The organism is Vibrio sp. D401a, from assembly GCF_030248515.1.
GTDB classification, from domain to species: Bacteria; Pseudomonadota; Gammaproteobacteria; order Enterobacterales; family Vibrionaceae; genus Vibrio; species Vibrio rotiferianus.
Genome location: NZ_JAHGAI010000068.1, coordinates 16,082 through 34,133 on the forward strand (window position 1 = coordinate 16,082; position 18,052 = coordinate 34,133).

The following is an 18,052-nucleotide window of genomic DNA, read 5'->3' on the forward strand; positions in this document are numbered from 1 at the left end:
CCTATTGAATAACAAAGTCTGTAAATAGGACTTTTTCGATAACTGGTTTACCAACCGCAGCATTCAGCGCAGCTTTGATATCGTCAGTCGCTCGGTTTCTTAACTCAATTCGACCATCCGGAGAGCGCAGCTGCTCAACCGTAGCAGAAGCAAACGTTGATAGAAGAGAGCTTTCTATAAGTGGTGAGTGATAGCGAGCTAAGTTTTCATTTTCACTACCACGAACCATCAGTTGTGCTTTGATTTGAACAAGTCGATCCCGGCTATCACCTGTTACATTGAACACAAACGGCTGCGCAATATTAACGTAAGCGATTGGGTTTGCTGCCGCGACAGCTTGCGCGTCTTGTTCAACCGCGGCTTGTTCAGGTTCACCAGAGCCCATTAAAAAGAATGCAGCAGCACCGCCACCACCAAGCAATACGACGACTGCAATGATGATAATTAACAATTTACTTTTGCCTTTAGGCGCGTCAGCACCTTGTGGTTGTTCTTCTGCCATATTCTTCTCTTATGTTATTTGACGCTAAAACTCTGATATTTTATGCGTAAAAACTAATTCCATCACGCTTTGAAGTCACATTCAAATCAAGATTCACATCAGCATCAAAGTTTTCATCTGATTGACCAGAAAAACCTCGCTCTGAGCCACCTTTTCCTGACTGTTCTGATGCGGTATACCCTTGTTGTTGACCACTACTCTGCTGCTGAACAGAAGAGTCAGCAAGCTGCATACCTTGTTGAGCAAGCATTTCTCTTAAACGAGGTAGCGTCTGTTCAATCAAATCTCGAGCTTGTGGATTACTAACCGTAAAATGCACATTGGCTAAATCGTTGTTCATTGTCATGCGGATCTGCATACGCCCTAACTCTGGCGGATCTAAGCGGATATCGAGGTTCTTAAGATTCTTCGACATCATCATCTGCACTTTTTCTGCAACTTGTTCATTGGCCAGCTCTTTGGTTAGCTGCAACGGTAGTTGAGCTTGCTGAGCCGCATCAACTCGCGCCGGTTGCTGGGCCGATACGCCTTGCTGACCTGCCGCTGCTTGAATTTGTCCCGCTAAACCATGCTGTGCTTCTGGTTTGTCCTGCTTGTGTGAAGTGCCTTTCAGTGCGCCAGCCGCTAGACTTGCGCTCATTGCCTTTTTACTTAAGTCTAGAGTCGCACCTGCGTGCGCTGCAGGGGTCATATTGGCTGCAACCAAGGCATCTGGCATTGCTGCAGCTTTATCTGCATTTGATGTCACCGTCGTTTGCACATTGGCTTGCGTTACTGCATGTTTTAGGTCTTGCGTAGCAAGTTGGTGCGCTTGTTGAGCACTCACAGCTGAAGCCGCTGCGCGACTTTGATTAAGCGTTGCTTGATGCTCGGCCATCGCCACTTTCACATCACTAGGTAAAGCGACAAATTGGGCTAACTCTTGCTCTGGGATATCCGCGACCAACTCGCCAGATTTTAGCCCTTCAATTATCTCGATTTCTTTTGCAGACAGAGGCTCACCCTGCGCTAACTTGGTATCAATAATGCCCAGTTCAGTAAGAGCTACGCGTTGTACAACTGCCTCGCTTTCTACTGGTATTGCTTGATTAAGAGCTTCTATACCAACTAGCGCTTGGGCGCCTTGTGCTACGACTTGACCATTGACAGCTGCTTGGGTCGTCGCATTCACCATCGCTTCCGCATGGACCGCCTGTGTGCTTGGTGAGTTCCAATCAATCTGCGCTGCTGATGGGATGTCACCACCTTGTTGTGGCTGAGAAATGTTTGGCACATGTTGTACGTTTGACGCATTCGAAGCGACAACTAGCGGCTTGCCATCAGCGTCTAGCATCACTTTTTCAGGGTCAACCGAAGAAGTCGTCTCCATCCCTTTGATAGACGTATCTGTCGCTAAAGCTTTTTGTTGCTCCGAAGTTAGGCTAGCACTTTGCACATTACTAGCGCCCGCCGATACCATAACGCTTTCTGGTGGCAATGCTTTGCCACCAGAAAGCTCGTTTGATTGAAGCGTTTGGTTTGCTTGCTCAATACGCCCAAGTAGCTGCTGACCTTCTCCCATCGCGCTCTTCACTTGCTCGGTCTGTGGTTGCTCGGAAGATTTGGTTTGGGCAATGTTAGTTTGAGAGTCTTGAGTTGGCTTCGCAGCCAGTGAAGCTGATTCAGAACCAGTCAACGTCGCCTCCGCTCCCTTTGTCATTTCGCTAGAGTCTGGAGAGGTGGAACGACTTGCAGTATCTAATTCAGCTTTAATTGATTTACTTTCGGGGTCGCCATTTTGTGCACCTGCTGCTTTGGATTCACTCTGCTCAAGCAGTTCATCGGTCGACTCTGTGGAAGCGACTTTATCAGCTTCACCACCTTCCGCAGAGACTTTTGCTTGGCTTTCAGCTTCTGAGTCTGCTGAAGCATCGTTAACCACTTCGTCTTTGGTCTCTACCGAAGCGTCAGGTGCATCAGATTTTGCCACCGCCTTCTCTGCTTTTTGTGAATCACTAAACACCCCAGCTAAGGTTTCAAAAAAACCTTTGCTTTCAGAGTTTTCTTCAACAACCTTACTAGAAGAATCGGTGACCGACACCTTATTGGTTGCAGAAACATTCGATAAATTCACATTCATATAAACACTCTCATCATCGGCAGCGTTGAGCATATCGCTGTCGGATTGCACTTTGGCGGCAAACTTAGGTCACAAGACCCGATATTGATAGCTAATTTGCAAAAATCACGCCAACAGCAGATAAAAAGAGACCAAACTGAACTGTGGTTAACCTGATTGAAAGAAGAACGAAATTTTTACTCGTGCTCGAAGAGAGACAAATGTTAGGTAGCTGTGTTCATGTTGGTGCACACAATTATGATGACGTTGTTTAGCGAATAGATTTGCGCCCTTGGGCACTGACTCAAAGAATAGTAGTAATGGAACTTGATTCACTTGAGGGTTTGAAGGAATTGAGCAAGGTGCTATCTACGCACCTTGCTTGAAACCGTCGAGTGATAAAACTCAGAAACGTTGTGGCTTTCGGCTGTAGAGCAAGGTAGAAAACTCATCCATTTGCTTCTGCTCTCGCTTTGCTTCCGCCGCTTGTTTTTCTTTCTCGCGCTTTTCAATCATCCACTCGTAAGACATGCGCTCTTTGCGCATGTTTAACCAGTAATCTTGGCAGTTTGTTACTTGTTCCTTGAAGTGGGTTTCTGCTTGCTTCTGCTTAGATAGCGTTTCATCTAATTGCGTGAGGAATCGATTCAAATGCCCGTATTGACTTGCAGTAAGCCCTGCCATGCCACGGTCTACGAGCTGCTGGCAGTAATCAAGACGATACTTTTCGATTTGTTCTACTTGGCGGTAGTAATCTTCTAGCTCAGTGCGCGCTTTGTTGAGTGCAAGCACTGCTTGGTCTTCACGCTCTTTTGCCTGCTCAAGCAAGAATTCCATCGCATTATTCATAGGTTATTACCCACCCAAGAGGCTTTTCAACATATTCACACACATGTCGTAAGGAACCGACTCTTTCATCCGCTGTTGTAGGTATTCATCCAGTTTTGGTTTGATGGTAAATGCACCATCAATAGCTGGATCGGTGCCCGGCTTGTAGGCTCCGATTGACACCAAGTCTTGGTTCTTGCGACAAATCGACAATACCTGACGTACCGCTTTTGACATCAGGACGTGCTCCTCAGTCGTAATTTGCGGCATAACACGACTGACTGACTTCTCTACATCAATCGCAGGGTAATGACCGGCATCCGCCATTTCACGAGAAAGTACAATGTGACCATCAAGAATCGCTCGTGATGCGTCAGCAATTGGGTCTTGAAGGTCATCACCTTCTGTTAATACTGTAAAAAATGCCGTAATTGACCCTTGCTCTGGACTGCCATTACCAGCACGTTCCACGAGCGCAGGAAGCTTAGCAAAAACACTCGGTGGATAGCCTTTAGTTGCTGGCGGTTCACCGACCGACAAAGCTATTTCACGCTGAGCTTGAGCAAAACGGGTTAGTGAGTCCATTAGAAGCAAGACATCTAAGCCTTGGTCTCGAAAATATTCGGCAATTGTTAGCGCCGTTTGACAACCTTTCAAACGCATAAGAGGTGATGCGTCAGCAGGAGCGGCGACGACAACAGAACGACGTCGTCCATCTTCGCCAAGAATCTCCTCAATAAACTCTTTTACTTCTCGGCCACGCTCACCAATCAGGCCAACCACCACAACTTGAGCAGTTGTTCCGCGAGTCATCATGCCTAGAGTTACCGATTTACCAACACCAGAACCTGCAAACAGACCGATACGCTGACCTTTACCAACCGTCAACAAACCGTTAATCGCTTTTAAGCCAACATCGAGTGGTTCAGAGATCGGTTTACGTGACAGAGGGTTGATGGGTTCGGCATTGAAAGATGCACGCTGCTCTGTGTACAGAGGACCCAATCCATCAAGCGGGTTACCAACGCCATCAATAACGCGCCCCAAAAGCTCCATGCCTACCGGCAGGCCTGCTTCGCTGGTCAGTGGCGTCACTCTAGCGCCAGGAAGAATGCCTGTGATTTGCTCACTCGGCATCAAAAATAGATTATCACCAGAGAAACCTACGACTTCTGCTTCCATATGTCCGGAAATAGTTTCAACCAAGCACAAACTACCAATTGGAGCACGACAGCCTGTTGCTTCTAGTGTTAAACCCACAACTCTGACGAGCTTCCCTGAGGCAACAGGCCTCGTGGTAAGCCCTTCGATTTTGTAGCTTTTGAGGCGTTCAGCTAACGCAAGCATGGCTTACTCGCCTCCTTGATGGCGATTGGCTCCACAAAAACTCTGAATCACTTGCTTGATGCGCTCTTCCATTCGGTAGTTAATACTCGACTCTCCCGCGGCAATCTGTACATCACCACGATTTAACGCAGGCTCTGCTACAAGCGTCCAATTACGGAACTCCAACTCACTCTCGCCATAAGAAGAGCGAATGATGGATACATCGTCGGGGTTAAGATGCAAAGTGATCGGGTGTCCACTGATTGGTAATGCTTCGACAGACTGCTTCACCGTATCAAGGATGACTTGAGGATTCGTTTGAACTTCTACATGAACCACTTCTTTTACAAGGCACAACACCATGTCTACCAATTGCTTTTCGACCTGAGCATTCATCAACTCAAGCGGTTGAGCAAATTGGTTAGCAAGGTTAATAAAGGTCTCAACTTGTTGCTGAATGTACTCTTGACCTGCAGTCACGCCTTCGACTTTACCGAGTTCTAAGCCCTCTGCATGGCCTGCTTGTAGGCCTTCATCTTTACCTTTTTCGTAGCCTTGCTTAAAACCAGCCTCTTGGCCTTGATGCAAGCCTTCTTGATACGCTCCTTGCTTAATTAACTCGATTTGCTCTTCTGTTAATTCAAGAACTTGCTCTTCTTCAGGCTCATCAAAATTAGGCACCCACCCTGGGTCATAATTAAAGGCGGTCTCTTTCGCCTGCTTAGAACTGGCATCGGCATAGTCTGGTAACCCCCAGCGCTGAGGTTCAACCATCGAATCCTCTTCGTCAGGGCGAATAAAGCCACGTTTTCTATCACCGACCATGGGGCACCTACTGTGTACTTAGCTTTGAAGATAATTAGCCCTGCGGAGAATGGTGCAGGGCTGTAGTGATTATAGGAATTCGTCCGCGCCGCCTGATAGCATGATTTCTCCGCTATCAGCCATTCGTCTTGCAATTGCCAGAATTTCTTTCTGCGCCGCTTCCACATCTGCAACACGTACTGGTGGCATTGCTTCAATATCATCGCGCATCATCTCAGCGGCACGCTTAGACATGTTCTTGAAGATCTTCTCACGTAGAGAGTCATCGGCACCTTTAAGTGCTTTCTGCAGAACATCTTGAGGCACATCACGCAGCAATTTTTGAATACCTTGGTCGTCCACTTCGACAAGGTTTTCGAATACAAACATAAGATCTTGAATCTGCGTCGCCATGTCTTCGTCTTGATCTCGAATCTGCTCCATGAGCAAACCTTCGACGTTGTTGTCGAGGTAGTTCATGATCTCTGCTGCTGCCTTCAAACCGCCAATCTTCGCTGCTTGTGCACCAGCCTGACCAGCAAACTGCTTCTCCATGATTTCATTTAGCTCAGCCAATGCAGAAGGTTGAACTTCTTCTAGGTTGGCGATTCGCATCATTAGGTCGAGACGCACGCGTTCAGGGAACTGAGATAGGATTTCTGCCGATTGATCCGCTTCTAGGTATGACAATACGATAGTTTGAATTTGCGGGTGCTCGTTAACAATGATGCTGGCAACCTGACGAGGATCCATCCATTTCAATGAATCAAGACCTTTAGAACCAGTACCAAGTAGAATTTGGTCTACTAGGTTATTCGCTTTGTCCTCACCTAGTGCAGCCACAAGCGCATTACGCATAAAGTCTTCACTGCCCATACCGATGTTAGTGTACTTCTGAATGTCTTCCAGAAATGCACGATGTACCGCAGAAACTTTATCCTGGCTAAGATCCTTCGCTCTCGCCATCGAACTACCAACACGCTGAACCTGCTTTGGTTCAAGGTGGCGAATTATCCCTGCTGCATCTTGTTCATTGAGACTCAACAGCAAAATTGCCGCTTTCTCTTCACCAGAAATGGTTGATGGGTCAATTTCTGCAGGTACACCCGCATTTTCTTCTTGAGGAACAATATCGTTAGCCATTATCCAACATCCAGTTCTTAACTACTTGAGCGGCAAGCTCTGGTTCGTTTGCGACTAACGCACGAACCGCTTTCAACACATCTTCATCTTTATGAAGGTTTGGTAGATCGATGCTTGAACCAAATTCAAACAGTTCACTACTCTCGATATCACTGCCAATCAGGCTGGTCTCACCATCTGCACCAATTGGTAGACCATCAGGTCCATACATTTCGTCTTCATCATCCGCCGCAGGGTTGAGAAGTTTCTTCATAGCAGGGCGAACAAGAACAAGAACGACCACGATAATGACAAGTGCACTTGCGAACCAGCGAACCCAGTCATTAAAGTTAGGGTGCTCCCAAATTGGCGTATCGGCCAACTGTTCCATTTCAGGTTCTGCAAACTTAACGCTCAGAACATTCAATAAGTCTCCACGCGCTTCACTAAATCCGACGGCACCAATCAAAACTTGACGGATGGCGTTAATTTCAGATTCACTGAGCGGTGTATACGTCACCTCACCAGTGTCAGGGTTAACATTGCGATGTTCTTTGATAGCTACGGAAACGGTTTGGCGGTTAATCACTCCTGTTTGCATACGTTCATGTCGAATGGTCGTATCCAACTCGAAGTTACGAGTTGACTCTTTGCGTACTGAGCCCTGGCCTAGCACCGAACCGTCTTTCATTTGCGCAACATCTTGCGGGATAGATGCATCTGCAGGAGGCTGATTACTTAGAGCCCCCGGCACCCCTGCAACCATGCTGCCATTGTTATAATCTTCAAGTGCATATTCACTGCGTGTCGCTGGCGTATTCGGATCAAACTGTTTACGTGTTTGTTCGATGGCACTGAAGTCCATTTGAATATCAACCTGCGCGGTATAGTTTCCGTACCCCAAAATAGGCAAAAGAACAGAATCAATTTTTTCTCGCAAAGATTGCTCTTGGCTGCGTTCAAGCTCTTGCTCTTTACGGCGAGCGGCGGAAACTGGGTCTTGTGAGCCAGAGTTAAGCAAACGTCCATGCTGATCCGTCACCGTAATTCGAGATGTTTTCATCCCAGGTACGGCGCTTGCCACCATATCGACAATAGAGTCGACTTCCTGCTGCTTCAGGTTTGCCCCAGTCGATAAAGTTAAAAATACCGATGCCGAAGCTTCTTGGTTGTGACGGACAAAAACACTGTGCTTTGGTAATGCAAGTAAGACACGAGCCTTGCGAACTTGCTTCATTTCTTCAATTGCTTGGGCGAGCTGCCTTTCACGGCTGAGTTTTAAACGCTCTTGCTCCAAACGCTGAGACACACCAAAACCCATATCTTGCAAAAGGATATCGTCGCCAGCCTCAGTCGCTTGATTGACACCTGCACGAACCATTCCCAACTTAATTGAGTTGTAGTCGCTCGCTTCGACGGAAATCGTATTACCATCAAGTTTATAATTGATTTTTTGCTGATCTAAGTAGTCTAAAACTGGGATAAGTTCTTCAGTTTCATACGCGCCAAGTGGTCGCATTTCTGGTTCTTTGACCCAGAAAAACAACATCACAATTAACGCAACACAGATAGAGATAGAAAGTACAAGTACGACTTGTCGCAGTAGATCGAGATCACCTACTGCCATATCAAACTTTGATGCACTGCGCTCTTCTAGATCTGGATTTTGACCTTCAACATCTATATCCGAACTAGAAGAGACAAGAGCGCCATCGGTTCCGCCATCAGAGACGGTTAAATCTGTAGACTGTTCTGCCACACTTGTTACCTAAAATTAAACTGGCATGTTCATGAGGTCTTTATAAGACTCAATGAGTTTATTTCGAATTTGGACAGTTGCATCGAATGCGACGCTAGATTTGTTTCGTGCAATCATAACGTCAGAAAGGGATACGTCAGCGTCACCGCGGTCAAAGCGAGTTTGTAGATCTCCAGACGCTTTTTGCAATGAGTTAACGTTATTGATGGCTTTAGTTAAAAGATCACCAAAATCTGCGCCCACTTTTGCACCAGTTGCAACGGGAGCAGTATTGCTCGCCTCTACCATCATGGCACGCATTTGTGATTGAAGACCATCAATTTCCATTGTCACCTCTAAGCCAAAAGTTTGACGACTAATATAAATCTATTTATTGACGCAGCAAGTAGCGTGCCATAAGACAATAGGCTCAATAGTGTAGCTACTCTTTTGCCTCATGGCTATTTACCCATGCATTAACCCGGAATTTCTATACCCGCGTCACGCATTTTGGCAAGTTTATAACGCAAAGTACGTGGGCTGATGCCCAACTTTTCTGCCATTTCTTTGCGGCGTCCATTACATTCGATAAGGGTTTCAAGAATAATCGCGTACTCTTGGTCTCGCAGTTCACCGCCTAAACCTTCGCTACTTGTCGTGCCACGCAGTGGTTCCACTTCCGCGATAGGTTTAACATCTGGTACAACTACATTGCCACTTTGAACTACGCTTTGCAGGCTACTCGCATCCTGCCAATCAACGCCTTCCAGAAGAATATGCTCAGCTTCGATATCGCCATTGTCACTTAAAATTAGGGCACGCTGAACAACGTTATCTAACTCACGCACATTCCCTGGCCACGGGTAACACAATAGTTTTTCGATTGAAGCGTAAGAGAAACTTGGTACTGGCATTCCCATTTTTCCACAATGCCTTTCAGCAAGATGTTTAGCTAACGGTTCAATATCCCCTTTTCTATCGCATAATGCAGGCCATGAAATTGGGAACACATTGAGGCGGTAATACAAGTCTTCACGGAAGTTGCCTTCTGACACATACTGTTTAAGGTCGCGGTTACTGGTTGCAAGTACACGCACATCTAGCTTAATGCTCTTGCGGCTACCTAAGCGCTCCACTTCACGCTCTTGTAATACACGCAGCAGTTTTGCTTGTAGGTTTAAGTCCATCTCACTGATTTCATCTAATAAGATAGTGCCACCTTGTGCTTGCTCGAACTTACCCGGGCACGCTTGTACCGCGCCAGTGAAGGCACCTTTCTCGTAACCAAACAACGTTGCTTCAAGCATATTATCCGGGATTGCAGCGCAGTTGATGGCAACAAACGGACCGTCTTTACGGTTTGACGCATTGTGGATGTAGCGCGACATCACCTCTTTACCCGAACCGCTTGGTCCAAGGATCATCACGTTTGCATCAGTACGAGCAACTTTATCTGCAAGAGCGAGTAATTGAAGGCTCTTTTCATCAGCAACAACGGCATCGCCATTATCGTCCGATTTGATAGGTGCATAGCGACTCACCATGTTGAGCAGCACTTCAGGCGCAAAAGGTTTCGCCATGTAATCAATGGCGCCATCTTTCATCGCTGATACCGCATCTTCAATATTGGCATACGCTGTCATCAACAAAACAGGTAAGTTAGGCCAATTTTGCTTAATGTTACGCAGTAAAGCGAGCCCACCCATCCCTGCCATTTGGACATCAGAGACAACAATATCAACTGCATTGGATTTCAACTTAACCAATGCGTCTTCTGCACAATCTGCTTCTAACCACTCATAGCCAGCTAGAGCAAGTGTGTCTACTAATGCTTCACGAAGACCTTCATCGTCTTCAACGATAAGCACTTTGCTTTGCGCCATTACGATTCTCCAGTAATTCTTGTTCGCAGTGTCAGCATTATTCAGACTCTGCTTGCACTCGCTCGAGTGGAATGCAAATAGTAAAACAGGCTCCATCACCCTGCTCTGAAAGAAGTTCAAGTCTGCCATCATGGGCACGACAGACCATTTGCACAACGGCTAGCCCTAAACCAGTACCTTGGGAACGTGTCGTAAAAAACGGTTCCATAATCTTGGTTTGTAGTTCATCAGGAACGCCAGGGCCGTTGTCCTGAACCGAAATTCGCAGCTCTCCATTCACTGGTCGGAAGAAAACATCAATTTGTGATTCTTTACCGCCAATCTGGATCGCGTTCATTACTAAGTTACTAAGAGCTGATGCGATAGCGTTGGCATTACCAAGCATTACCGTATCCTCTTGCTCGACCTCTTGGAAATAATCGATTTGATTGTTCTTGAGAGCGGTTTCAACCATGGGCTGAAATTCGGCCACTAACTGTGCAATCGTGAAAGGCTTAATAACCTTATTATCACCACCTTTAGCAAAAAGCAGCATATCATTGACCTGCTTTTCCAAATCGTGCAGTCGATCCATTAATTTGCTTTGAAAACGCTCTTTTGTCGCAGGTGGTAAATTTGGAGCAGCAAGGTTAGAGGCATAAAGCATCGCACTTGAAAGCGGCGTTCTAACCTGATGCGCTAGAGACGCCACCATTCGACCTAAAGACGATAAACGCTGTAAATCACTCACACGTGATTGAAGTAAGCGCGTTTCTGTTAGGTCAGTGATCAATATCAATTGCCCCGTTGTCGAGGCCGAAATCGCAAGTCTCACCTTACGACCGTTTCTTAGAGAGATCTCATGCCCATCGTCTTCACGAGGGTCAAAAGCCGCCTGAATGATGTTAAACCACTTTTCGTTGACGAGTGGTACTTCAAGAATACGATGCGCTTCTGGGTTCGCCTCTCTGACGACACCTTGTGTATCGAGCAAGATGACACCGGCAGGCATTACGTCCAGAACTTGCTTGTACTGCTCAACTTGGTTTTCTACCGAGTCTAAGTGGGACTGGTTTGCTTTATTGTCCATTTGCTGCCTGTCGAGATATCGCCATTTAAATACTAAAATAGCTTGGTACGCAATTAACGTGCCAAGCTATTCTTTATATTTATCATGAAGTTAACCCTTCGACAAGAAGTTGACACTCATAAAAGTGTGGTTTTATTGTCGATTTTAACTAGGGCTAGCGCTGTAAATTGTATTTACGCATCTTCTCAACCAGTGTTGTACGGCGCATGCCCAACATATCAGCAGCACGGGCAACTACCCCACCTTGCGCTTCTAATGCTTGGCTAATCATATTGACTTCCAAATCAGCTAGAAGCTCTTTCAGGTTCACACCTTCTGGTGGTAGAGCTTGCGGAGCATTAAGGTTGTGGTCCAAATCACTCTGTTCATCAAAATTGAAGTCTTCAGAGAAGATGTCTTGGAACACATCTCTCTCTTGCTCTTCTACAGAAGTAAATGGATTTCCTTCCGGCTGGAACTCTGGAATATCACTGTAGCGATATTTGGTTGGCAAGTGATTAACGTCCACCAAACTATTCGGGTAAAGGATAATCATTCGCTCAACCAGGTTTGCCAATTCTCTCACGTTGCCAGGCCAATGATGCTCCATCAGTGAATTAATTGCTCGTGGTGTAAAACATATTGGCAATCCACCTTCAGCTTCTAAACGCGCCATCAGCTCTTGTAGAAGCAAAGGGATGTCTTGCTTACGAGATTTTAAAGCGGGCATTTCAATTGGGAAAACGTTTAGGCGGTAGTATAGGTCTTCGCGGAACGACCCCTCTTCAATCATGCGCTCTAAATTGCGGTGGGTTGCTGCAACAACACGAACATTAACTTTGATCGTCGTGTTACCGCCAACGCGCTCAAAGCATCGCTCTTGGAGAACACGTAGCAATTTGACTTGCATCGGCATTGGCATATCGCCGATCTCATCAAGGAAAATAGTGCCGCCATCTGCGAGCTCAAAGCGGCCTTTTCGAGATGTTAAAGCCCCCGTGAATGCTCCTTTCTCATGACCAAAGAGTTCACTTTCTAATAGCTCAGGTGGGATAGCACCGCAGTTAATCGGTACGAATGGGCCATTGCGATGTGCTGAATGGTAGTGAATATTGCGAGCAACAACTTCTTTACCTGTGCCAGATTCACCAAGGATCAATACGTTTGCTTCCGTACCCGATACTTGCTCAATCAGATGACGAACTTCTTGGATACCACGACTTTGGCCTACAAGGCTTCTAAAAAGCGTATTCTTTCGTGCAGACGCAACGACGTTGACACCTTTTCGTCCCAAAAAGTCTTTGCAATGTCGCAGTGCTTCGCTCAGTTGAGGAAAGTTAAGAGGCAGCTCTAACTCTCCAACATAGTTCGGAAACTCATCAACAGAAAGAGGTAACGGTCCCATGACAAGCAAAGGAATATGGTGCGCTTGGCTCAAATAAGCAATAACTTGCGTCATCGTTTGAGCATTGGATATATTGCCGACAATACAACCAGACCAAACACCAGACCAATCCACTTCGTCCAGTTGTTTAGAGCTGACAGCATCGCAACTCTCTCCAACAAATTCCAATATATTGCTTATATTCAAGCGACTCGGGGCGTCGTCATCGATTACAAGCAGCTTTGCCAAACCTTGCATAAGTAAGAATAATTGCCTTTGTTTTTGGTGTGTTGCGGCCAAACCTTGATAAGCGAATTTGAGTAAACGAATAAGAGACCGTCTCAAATAACGATAGACAAAATAAGAAAATCAGCAACAAAAAAAGCCATTAGGGCCACTAATGACTTCTATTTTATTTGAATAAAAAAATAAGGCAACCAAGCAATAAAGAGGTGTGAGCTCGATTGAAACTTTAATGCACCAACTATTGTGCAATCAGTAGCAATACATTATGTCTGTCATAAAGTATTGTTTTCGATATTAAATACCAACTTCAGCCGCAGTTAGGTTGTGGAACTCTTGTGGAATCTGGTCCCATGCTGATTTGATCTCTCGAATAATATCGATCACATCATCAATAGGCTGAGGATCATTTTGATGGTTCGCCGCTGAAATCTGAGTAATCATGAACTCATACAAAGAATCTAAGTTTGAAGCAATGTCACCACCGTCATCCATAGATAAGCAACTACGCAGTGCAATAATAATGTCTAGCGCTTTACCAAGACGCTCACCTTTTGCAGGAATGTTGCCTGCTTGCATCGCTGCTTTGCCTTGAATCAAACGTTCAATTGCACCAGCCATCAGCATTTGAATTACTTTGTGCGGAGACGCAGCACTTAGTTGGCTGTCAACTGAAACCTTTTTATATGCCTGTAATGAACCGCGCATAGTATTCCTCTTTTATGTAAATTTTTTGTACTGCTGAAGCGAACGTTGGCCGTAACGAAGCTTATGAAGCTGCTTCCCTAGTTGGCTCGTTTCACCCTGCATCAGCTCAACAATTTCTTTAGTTCGAGTGACCACTGCTTGCCACTCCGCATCCTGCTTCAAATCAGTATTGCCTTCGACAATAGGCAGCAGGTTTTGCAACATCTGTTCCCTAATATCGACCAAACGCAAAATTTCTTCAGTATTTAGTTCAACTTTTTCTAATTCTTGAGAAATTAGTTGATCAAGGTCACGCAAGCTTGCTAGTTCAGATTCCATTTATTAGCCCAACGCGCTCATTAATGCACCGAGTTGCCCCTGCATTTTGCCTGTGGCGTCTTGCATAGCTGTAAACTTGTCATGAGTACGCTTTTCAAGCCCCTCTATGCGGCGATCTAATGCCGCCTGATCGTCATTTAAACGATAGTTTTGTTCTGTAAGGCTTTTTTCTCTGGTTCTGATAGAGCCCGTGATTCCGGTAATACCATGAATGGCATCTTCTATCCGCTTAGCAAAACCTGTATTGCCGCCAAAAAACTTTTCCAGTTCGTTAAAGTTATTGTTGAGCTGCTTATCAAGCATCTCATAGTTTATCTCTAGAGTACCTTGTCGAGTGGTGGTGACCCCAAACTCAGTGAGTGACTTGAGGTTTTCTGGCGCTTTTTCAATGCGACTCGAAAACACTGACTTCAATCTAGAATCAGCACTCCTAACGGTGCTATCACCAGCTAAGGGGCCTTTTTGTCCGGTCATCGGGTCAACGCCAGACAAAGCTTTAGAGGTTTGATAGAAGTTGTTATATGCCGAAACAAACGTCTCTATATCTTGGCGCACACTCTGCCTGTCATATTCAACGCCAATTTCTGCGGCAGGCTTGTCCTTAGGTGTCGTACCTTTCAAGCTCAAGCTTACACCTTCAACTGCATCTTCTATGACGTTGTTGTGACTAGAAAGCTGAGCAACGCCATCAAGTACGACTAGAGAGTCTTGACCCGCTTGAACCTGAGCCATCCCCATGTAAGTCTCAAACGATTTTTGTGCTTTTTCTAATTTAGCTTCAGCGGCGTCAATCTTTTCAAGCTTTTCACGCTCTTTGGGATCAAGCTTTGCCCTGTGCATCTGAGTAGCTTGATATTGAGTGAGTTCACCACGAGCTACTTTTTCGTCCAGCGCCTGCTTCTCGTCAGCGATTTTTTGTTCAATCTCCGCTTTTTCTTGCTCTAGCTGTTGCTGCGCTTCTTTCGCAGTAACATAAGAGTCGGTCAATGTGCCTGATGCGGTGTTTGTCCAGCCAGGGATATCAGGAGCTTTTCCTATCGCTTTTTCATCGAGTTCAAGCTCAGGCGTGCGATAAGAGTCCAGCAAAGTACCAGATGCCGCTTCTGACCAGCCACCGATGCTATCTTCAGGCATCATTCCAGCTTTCTTCTGCGCTTGATCTATCGCCGCTTGACCAGCTTTTGCCGCTTCTGCACCAAATGATGAAATAGGTTCATTCTTATCAGCGTCAGAGGCGTTTTCCTGTGGAGATGAGGCTTCTTCAGGAGGAATAGGATTACCTTGCTCATCAAGCTCTTGCGGAGCATTTGGATCAGCGAGTTTGTCATTTTCTGGAGAGGTTAGCGGACCAATGATCTCTTCCGCTGCATTGCGAGCGTCTTCGAGCGCTTTTACTCGCTCTTCTAACGTTTTGTATTCAAATTTCTTAAGTGGATTTCCCACTTCAGAATCAACATTGATATGAAGTTGATGGTCCTTGCCTGATTGGTTCGAGGCAAGGATCAGACGTGGCCCTTCTACATCGTTAATGATGGAGGCACGGACACCAGGGTTACCCTTGGCCCCATTTATTCCACGAACAACATCGGCTAGTTTGGTACCAGCACTGACATTAACTTCGAAGTCTTTGTCACCTAATGAAATCTGCAGCTTACCAGGACCAAATTTTGCGTCTTCAGGAACAACATCCGACGCCAATTTATGGCTCTGTGCAAGCTGCAACACATCGATAGCATACTTACCAGCTATAGCATCAGTGGTTGCAGTTGCTGACACGACAGCATCGTCCGTTGTATCAACTTTACGAACGGCAAATGCTTTCTCTTGACGAAAATTCGCCATGAGATTTTTCATCGTATCCAATGATTCTCTGAGTCGCCCATAGGCACTAATGCTGGTGTCTATCTTCATTCGCTCATTGTCGATGCGTTGCTGTTTTGGCACACGCTCCGCATCCACAATTTTGCTGACCATGGAATTAATATCCATGCCACCAGACATACCCAAAGGGCCTAAACTCATCAAATCACCTCAAAAACGACTTACACCTTTTCTACTAACAAACCTGTGTTAGCAGAATGTGCGGCTAGACGACGTAATATCTCTAGCATTTCTTCATCAGGTATCTGGCGAATTACATCACCAGTGGTGGCTTCGTAAATCGTCACTACATCTCTACCTGATTCTTCATCCACACGAAATGCGACGCCTTTATTGATGGATGTAACAAACTCATTCATTTGATCCACAATCTTTTGTCGCTCTTCTCTGTTCAGCTCTTTTTGCTGTTCAGCAATCTCTAATGCCGCTTGAACAGAGAAGTCATGCTCAGGTTCTTGCACTGAACTTACAGCGCTAGCTCCTATTGGACTTGAAATTCTAGCTTCGTCTCCGCCATTTCCTTTAGCAACTTTTATGCCACTAGGTGAGCCGTAAGGCTGGATGTTCGATGCGTAAGAGGATATTTCCATCACACTCTCCCTTCCACCTTAATAGCTAGCGATAGAGTTCTATCGCTATGGTGACCTAAAACTTAGGCTTAGTCGACCCAATTAGCCCAGTAGACTTAGCGCTGCAGAAGGAGACTGCTTCGCTTGAGCTAAAATAGAAGTACTCGCTTGCTGAAGAATTTGTGACTTCGTCATCGAAGTTGTTTCTTTAGCGTAGTCTGTATCTTTAATGCGGCTCTTAGATGCATTAACGTTTTCATTAATGTTATCTAAGTTGCTGATCGCATGGTCGAATCGGTTTTGGAATGCACCTAGAGAAGCACGTTGGCTGTCTACAGATTTAAGTGCGCCATCAATCACAGCAACCGCTTCCTGAGCGCCTGCGACTGAAGTCACGTCAATATCTTTCACAGATACGTCTTTCGCGTCACCAAAGCCGATCTCACCAGCTAGGCCGCCAGAGAACTCAACATCACCAGTTACTTTCTGACTCGCAGCAAATACTTGCAGTTTACCGTCTTCGCCAACAGAAGCTTTTACATCTTCATTTTGACCATTGATGTAAGTCGCAAGTTGCTCGATATCATCGCCTTTCTTCGCTTGAATAGTAACTTCTTTCTCTTCACCAAGCTTAGTTGTGTACTTCATGCTCAGCTCAGTGTTATCGCCTACTTTCCAAGACGCATCTTTGCCTTCTTCAGCAGCGTAGCTCTTACCACCCATTTCTGTTGTGTCTGAGCGTAGACTTCCCATAGAAAGCTTAACGGCTTCACCAGAGTCTGCACCGATTTGGAAAGATTGAGTACCGTAAGTACCGTTTAGAAGTTTGTTACCACCGAACGAAGTTGTCTCAGCAATACGGTTTAGTTCATCGTTTAACGCTGTTACTTCTTCTTGGATCGCTACACGTTCAGCTTTAGAGTTTGAACCATTCGCAGATTGCAGTGACAGGTCACGCATACGTTGTAGGATGTTGGTAGACTCATTCATTGCACCTTCAGCTACTTGTGCAATAGAAATACCGTCGTTTGCATTTTTGACCGCCATATCTAGGCCGCGGCTCTGTGCATTTAAACGGTTTGAAATCTGCAGACCTGCAGCATCATCTTTCGCGCTATTGATTTTGTAGCCCGAAGACAAACGCTCCATTGATTTTTGTTGACCTTCAGCTGCGTGGTTTAGGTAACGCTGTGCGGTCATTGCAGAGACGTTAGTATTAACGTTAATCGCCATAATTGATCTCCTTAAGGCTTTTGCTAATGCACCCTAGTGTCTCTCACCTCACTTAGGTACATCTCATTTCTCTCAGTCCCTTTAACGGCGACCTTTGGATATCCTTTAGGAGAAAATTATTTTTTTTTGCGATTTTTTTGTTCGACATTCTTAACTGTGATTTACATCCCACCTTCACACTGTTTTTGGTTGCTGCTTAGCCACTTGGGCATTAAAACGAAAAAAACCCAGCCGAAGCTGGGTTTACTCGCTCATCTCTCACCACGAGCCAATGAGGGTCTTGTCTTAAGTTAATGAATTAACCTAGTAGACTTAGCGCTGAGTTAGGCGCTTGTTTCGCTTGCGCAAGGATTGAGCTTGACGCTTG

16 protein-coding genes are annotated in these 18,052 nt (G+C 45.7%); all 16 read right to left on the reverse strand.

All coding sequences use genetic code 11. From position 1 onward, the window contains the following. Window position 1 precedes the first annotated feature (1 nt). Window positions 2-502 (reverse strand): flagellar basal body-associated protein FliL, encoded by a 501-nt coding sequence (gene fliL / locus KIV41_RS23255; protein ID WP_171358928.1) that lies wholly within the window; start codon window positions 500-502, stop codon window positions 2-4. A gap of 40 nt (window positions 503-542) precedes the next feature. Then, complete coding sequence (locus KIV41_RS23260) at window positions 543-2,621, reverse strand: flagellar hook-length control protein FliK (protein WP_285337762.1); 2,079 nt, start codon at window positions 2,619-2,621, stop codon at window positions 543-545. 384 nt (window positions 2,622-3,005) lie between these two features. Beyond that, window positions 3,006-3,449: a flagellar export protein FliJ gene (fliJ, locus tag KIV41_RS23265; protein ID WP_010449614.1), complete on the reverse strand. Its 444-nt coding sequence runs from the start codon at window positions 3,447-3,449 to the stop codon at window positions 3,006-3,008. A gap of 6 nt (window positions 3,450-3,455) precedes the next feature. After that, window positions 3,456-4,775: a flagellar protein export ATPase FliI gene (gene fliI, locus KIV41_RS23270; RefSeq protein WP_010449616.1), complete on the reverse strand. Its 1,320-nt coding sequence runs from the start codon at window positions 4,773-4,775 to the stop codon at window positions 3,456-3,458. Between the two features lie 3 nt (window positions 4,776-4,778). Beyond that, window positions 4,779-5,579 carry a flagellar assembly protein FliH gene (fliH, locus tag KIV41_RS23275; protein ID WP_010449618.1) on the reverse strand — a complete coding sequence of 267 codons (801 nt, stop codon included), beginning with the start codon at window positions 5,577-5,579 and terminating at the stop codon, window positions 4,779-4,781. Window positions 5,580-5,648: 69 nt separating this feature from the next. After that, window positions 5,649-6,701: a flagellar motor switch protein FliG gene (fliG, locus tag KIV41_RS23280; protein ID WP_010449620.1), complete on the reverse strand. Its 1,053-nt coding sequence runs from the start codon at window positions 6,699-6,701 to the stop codon at window positions 5,649-5,651. Further along, window positions 6,694-8,439, reverse strand: coding sequence for a flagellar basal-body MS-ring/collar protein FliF (gene fliF, locus KIV41_RS23285; RefSeq protein WP_285337763.1), 1,746 nt, complete (start codon window positions 8,437-8,439; stop codon window positions 6,694-6,696). Before fliF ends, fliG begins: the two co-directional genes overlap by 8 nt. Window positions 8,440-8,454: 15 nt before the next feature. After that, on the reverse strand, window positions 8,455-8,766 hold the full coding sequence (gene fliE / locus KIV41_RS23290; protein WP_285337764.1) for a flagellar hook-basal body complex protein FliE: 312 nt from the start codon (window positions 8,764-8,766) through the stop codon (window positions 8,455-8,457). A gap of 128 nt (window positions 8,767-8,894) precedes the next feature. After that, window positions 8,895-10,301, reverse strand: a complete 1,407-nt coding sequence (locus KIV41_RS23295; RefSeq protein ID WP_038884879.1) for a sigma-54 dependent transcriptional regulator — start codon at window positions 10,299-10,301, stop codon at window positions 8,895-8,897. Window positions 10,302-10,338: 37 nt separating this feature from the next. Then, window positions 10,339-11,370 (reverse strand): PAS domain-containing sensor histidine kinase, encoded by a 1,032-nt coding sequence (locus KIV41_RS23300; RefSeq protein WP_285337765.1) that lies wholly within the window; start codon window positions 11,368-11,370, stop codon window positions 10,339-10,341. A 154-nt stretch (window positions 11,371-11,524) separates the two neighbouring features. Continuing rightward, window positions 11,525-12,991: a sigma-54 dependent transcriptional regulator gene (locus tag KIV41_RS23305; protein WP_285337766.1), complete on the reverse strand. Its 1,467-nt coding sequence runs from the start codon at window positions 12,989-12,991 to the stop codon at window positions 11,525-11,527. A gap of 282 nt (window positions 12,992-13,273) precedes the next feature. After that, window positions 13,274-13,684 carry a flagellar export chaperone FliS gene (fliS, locus tag KIV41_RS23310; protein ID WP_010449633.1) on the reverse strand — a complete coding sequence of 137 codons (411 nt, stop codon included), beginning with the start codon at window positions 13,682-13,684 and terminating at the stop codon, window positions 13,274-13,276. 12 nt (window positions 13,685-13,696) lie between these two features. Next, the gene (locus KIV41_RS23315; RefSeq protein WP_138954535.1) at window positions 13,697-14,002 is read right to left on the reverse strand and encodes a flagellar protein FliT; all 306 of its coding nucleotides are present in this window, start codon (window positions 14,000-14,002) and stop codon (window positions 13,697-13,699) included. A 3-nt stretch (window positions 14,003-14,005) separates the two neighbouring features. Beyond that, entirely contained in the window at window positions 14,006-16,024 is a 2,019-nt protein-coding gene (gene fliD / locus KIV41_RS23320; protein WP_138954536.1) for a flagellar filament capping protein FliD, read from the reverse strand. Window positions 16,025-16,044: 20 nt separating this feature from the next. Next, window positions 16,045-16,473, reverse strand: a complete 429-nt coding sequence (gene flaG / locus KIV41_RS23325) for a flagellar protein FlaG (RefSeq protein WP_138954537.1) — start codon at window positions 16,471-16,473, stop codon at window positions 16,045-16,047. Window positions 16,474-16,554: 81 nt separating this feature from the next. Next, the gene (locus KIV41_RS23330; protein WP_285337767.1) at window positions 16,555-17,685 is read right to left on the reverse strand and encodes a flagellin; all 1,131 of its coding nucleotides are present in this window, start codon (window positions 17,683-17,685) and stop codon (window positions 16,555-16,557) included. Window positions 17,686-18,052 lie beyond the last annotated feature (367 nt).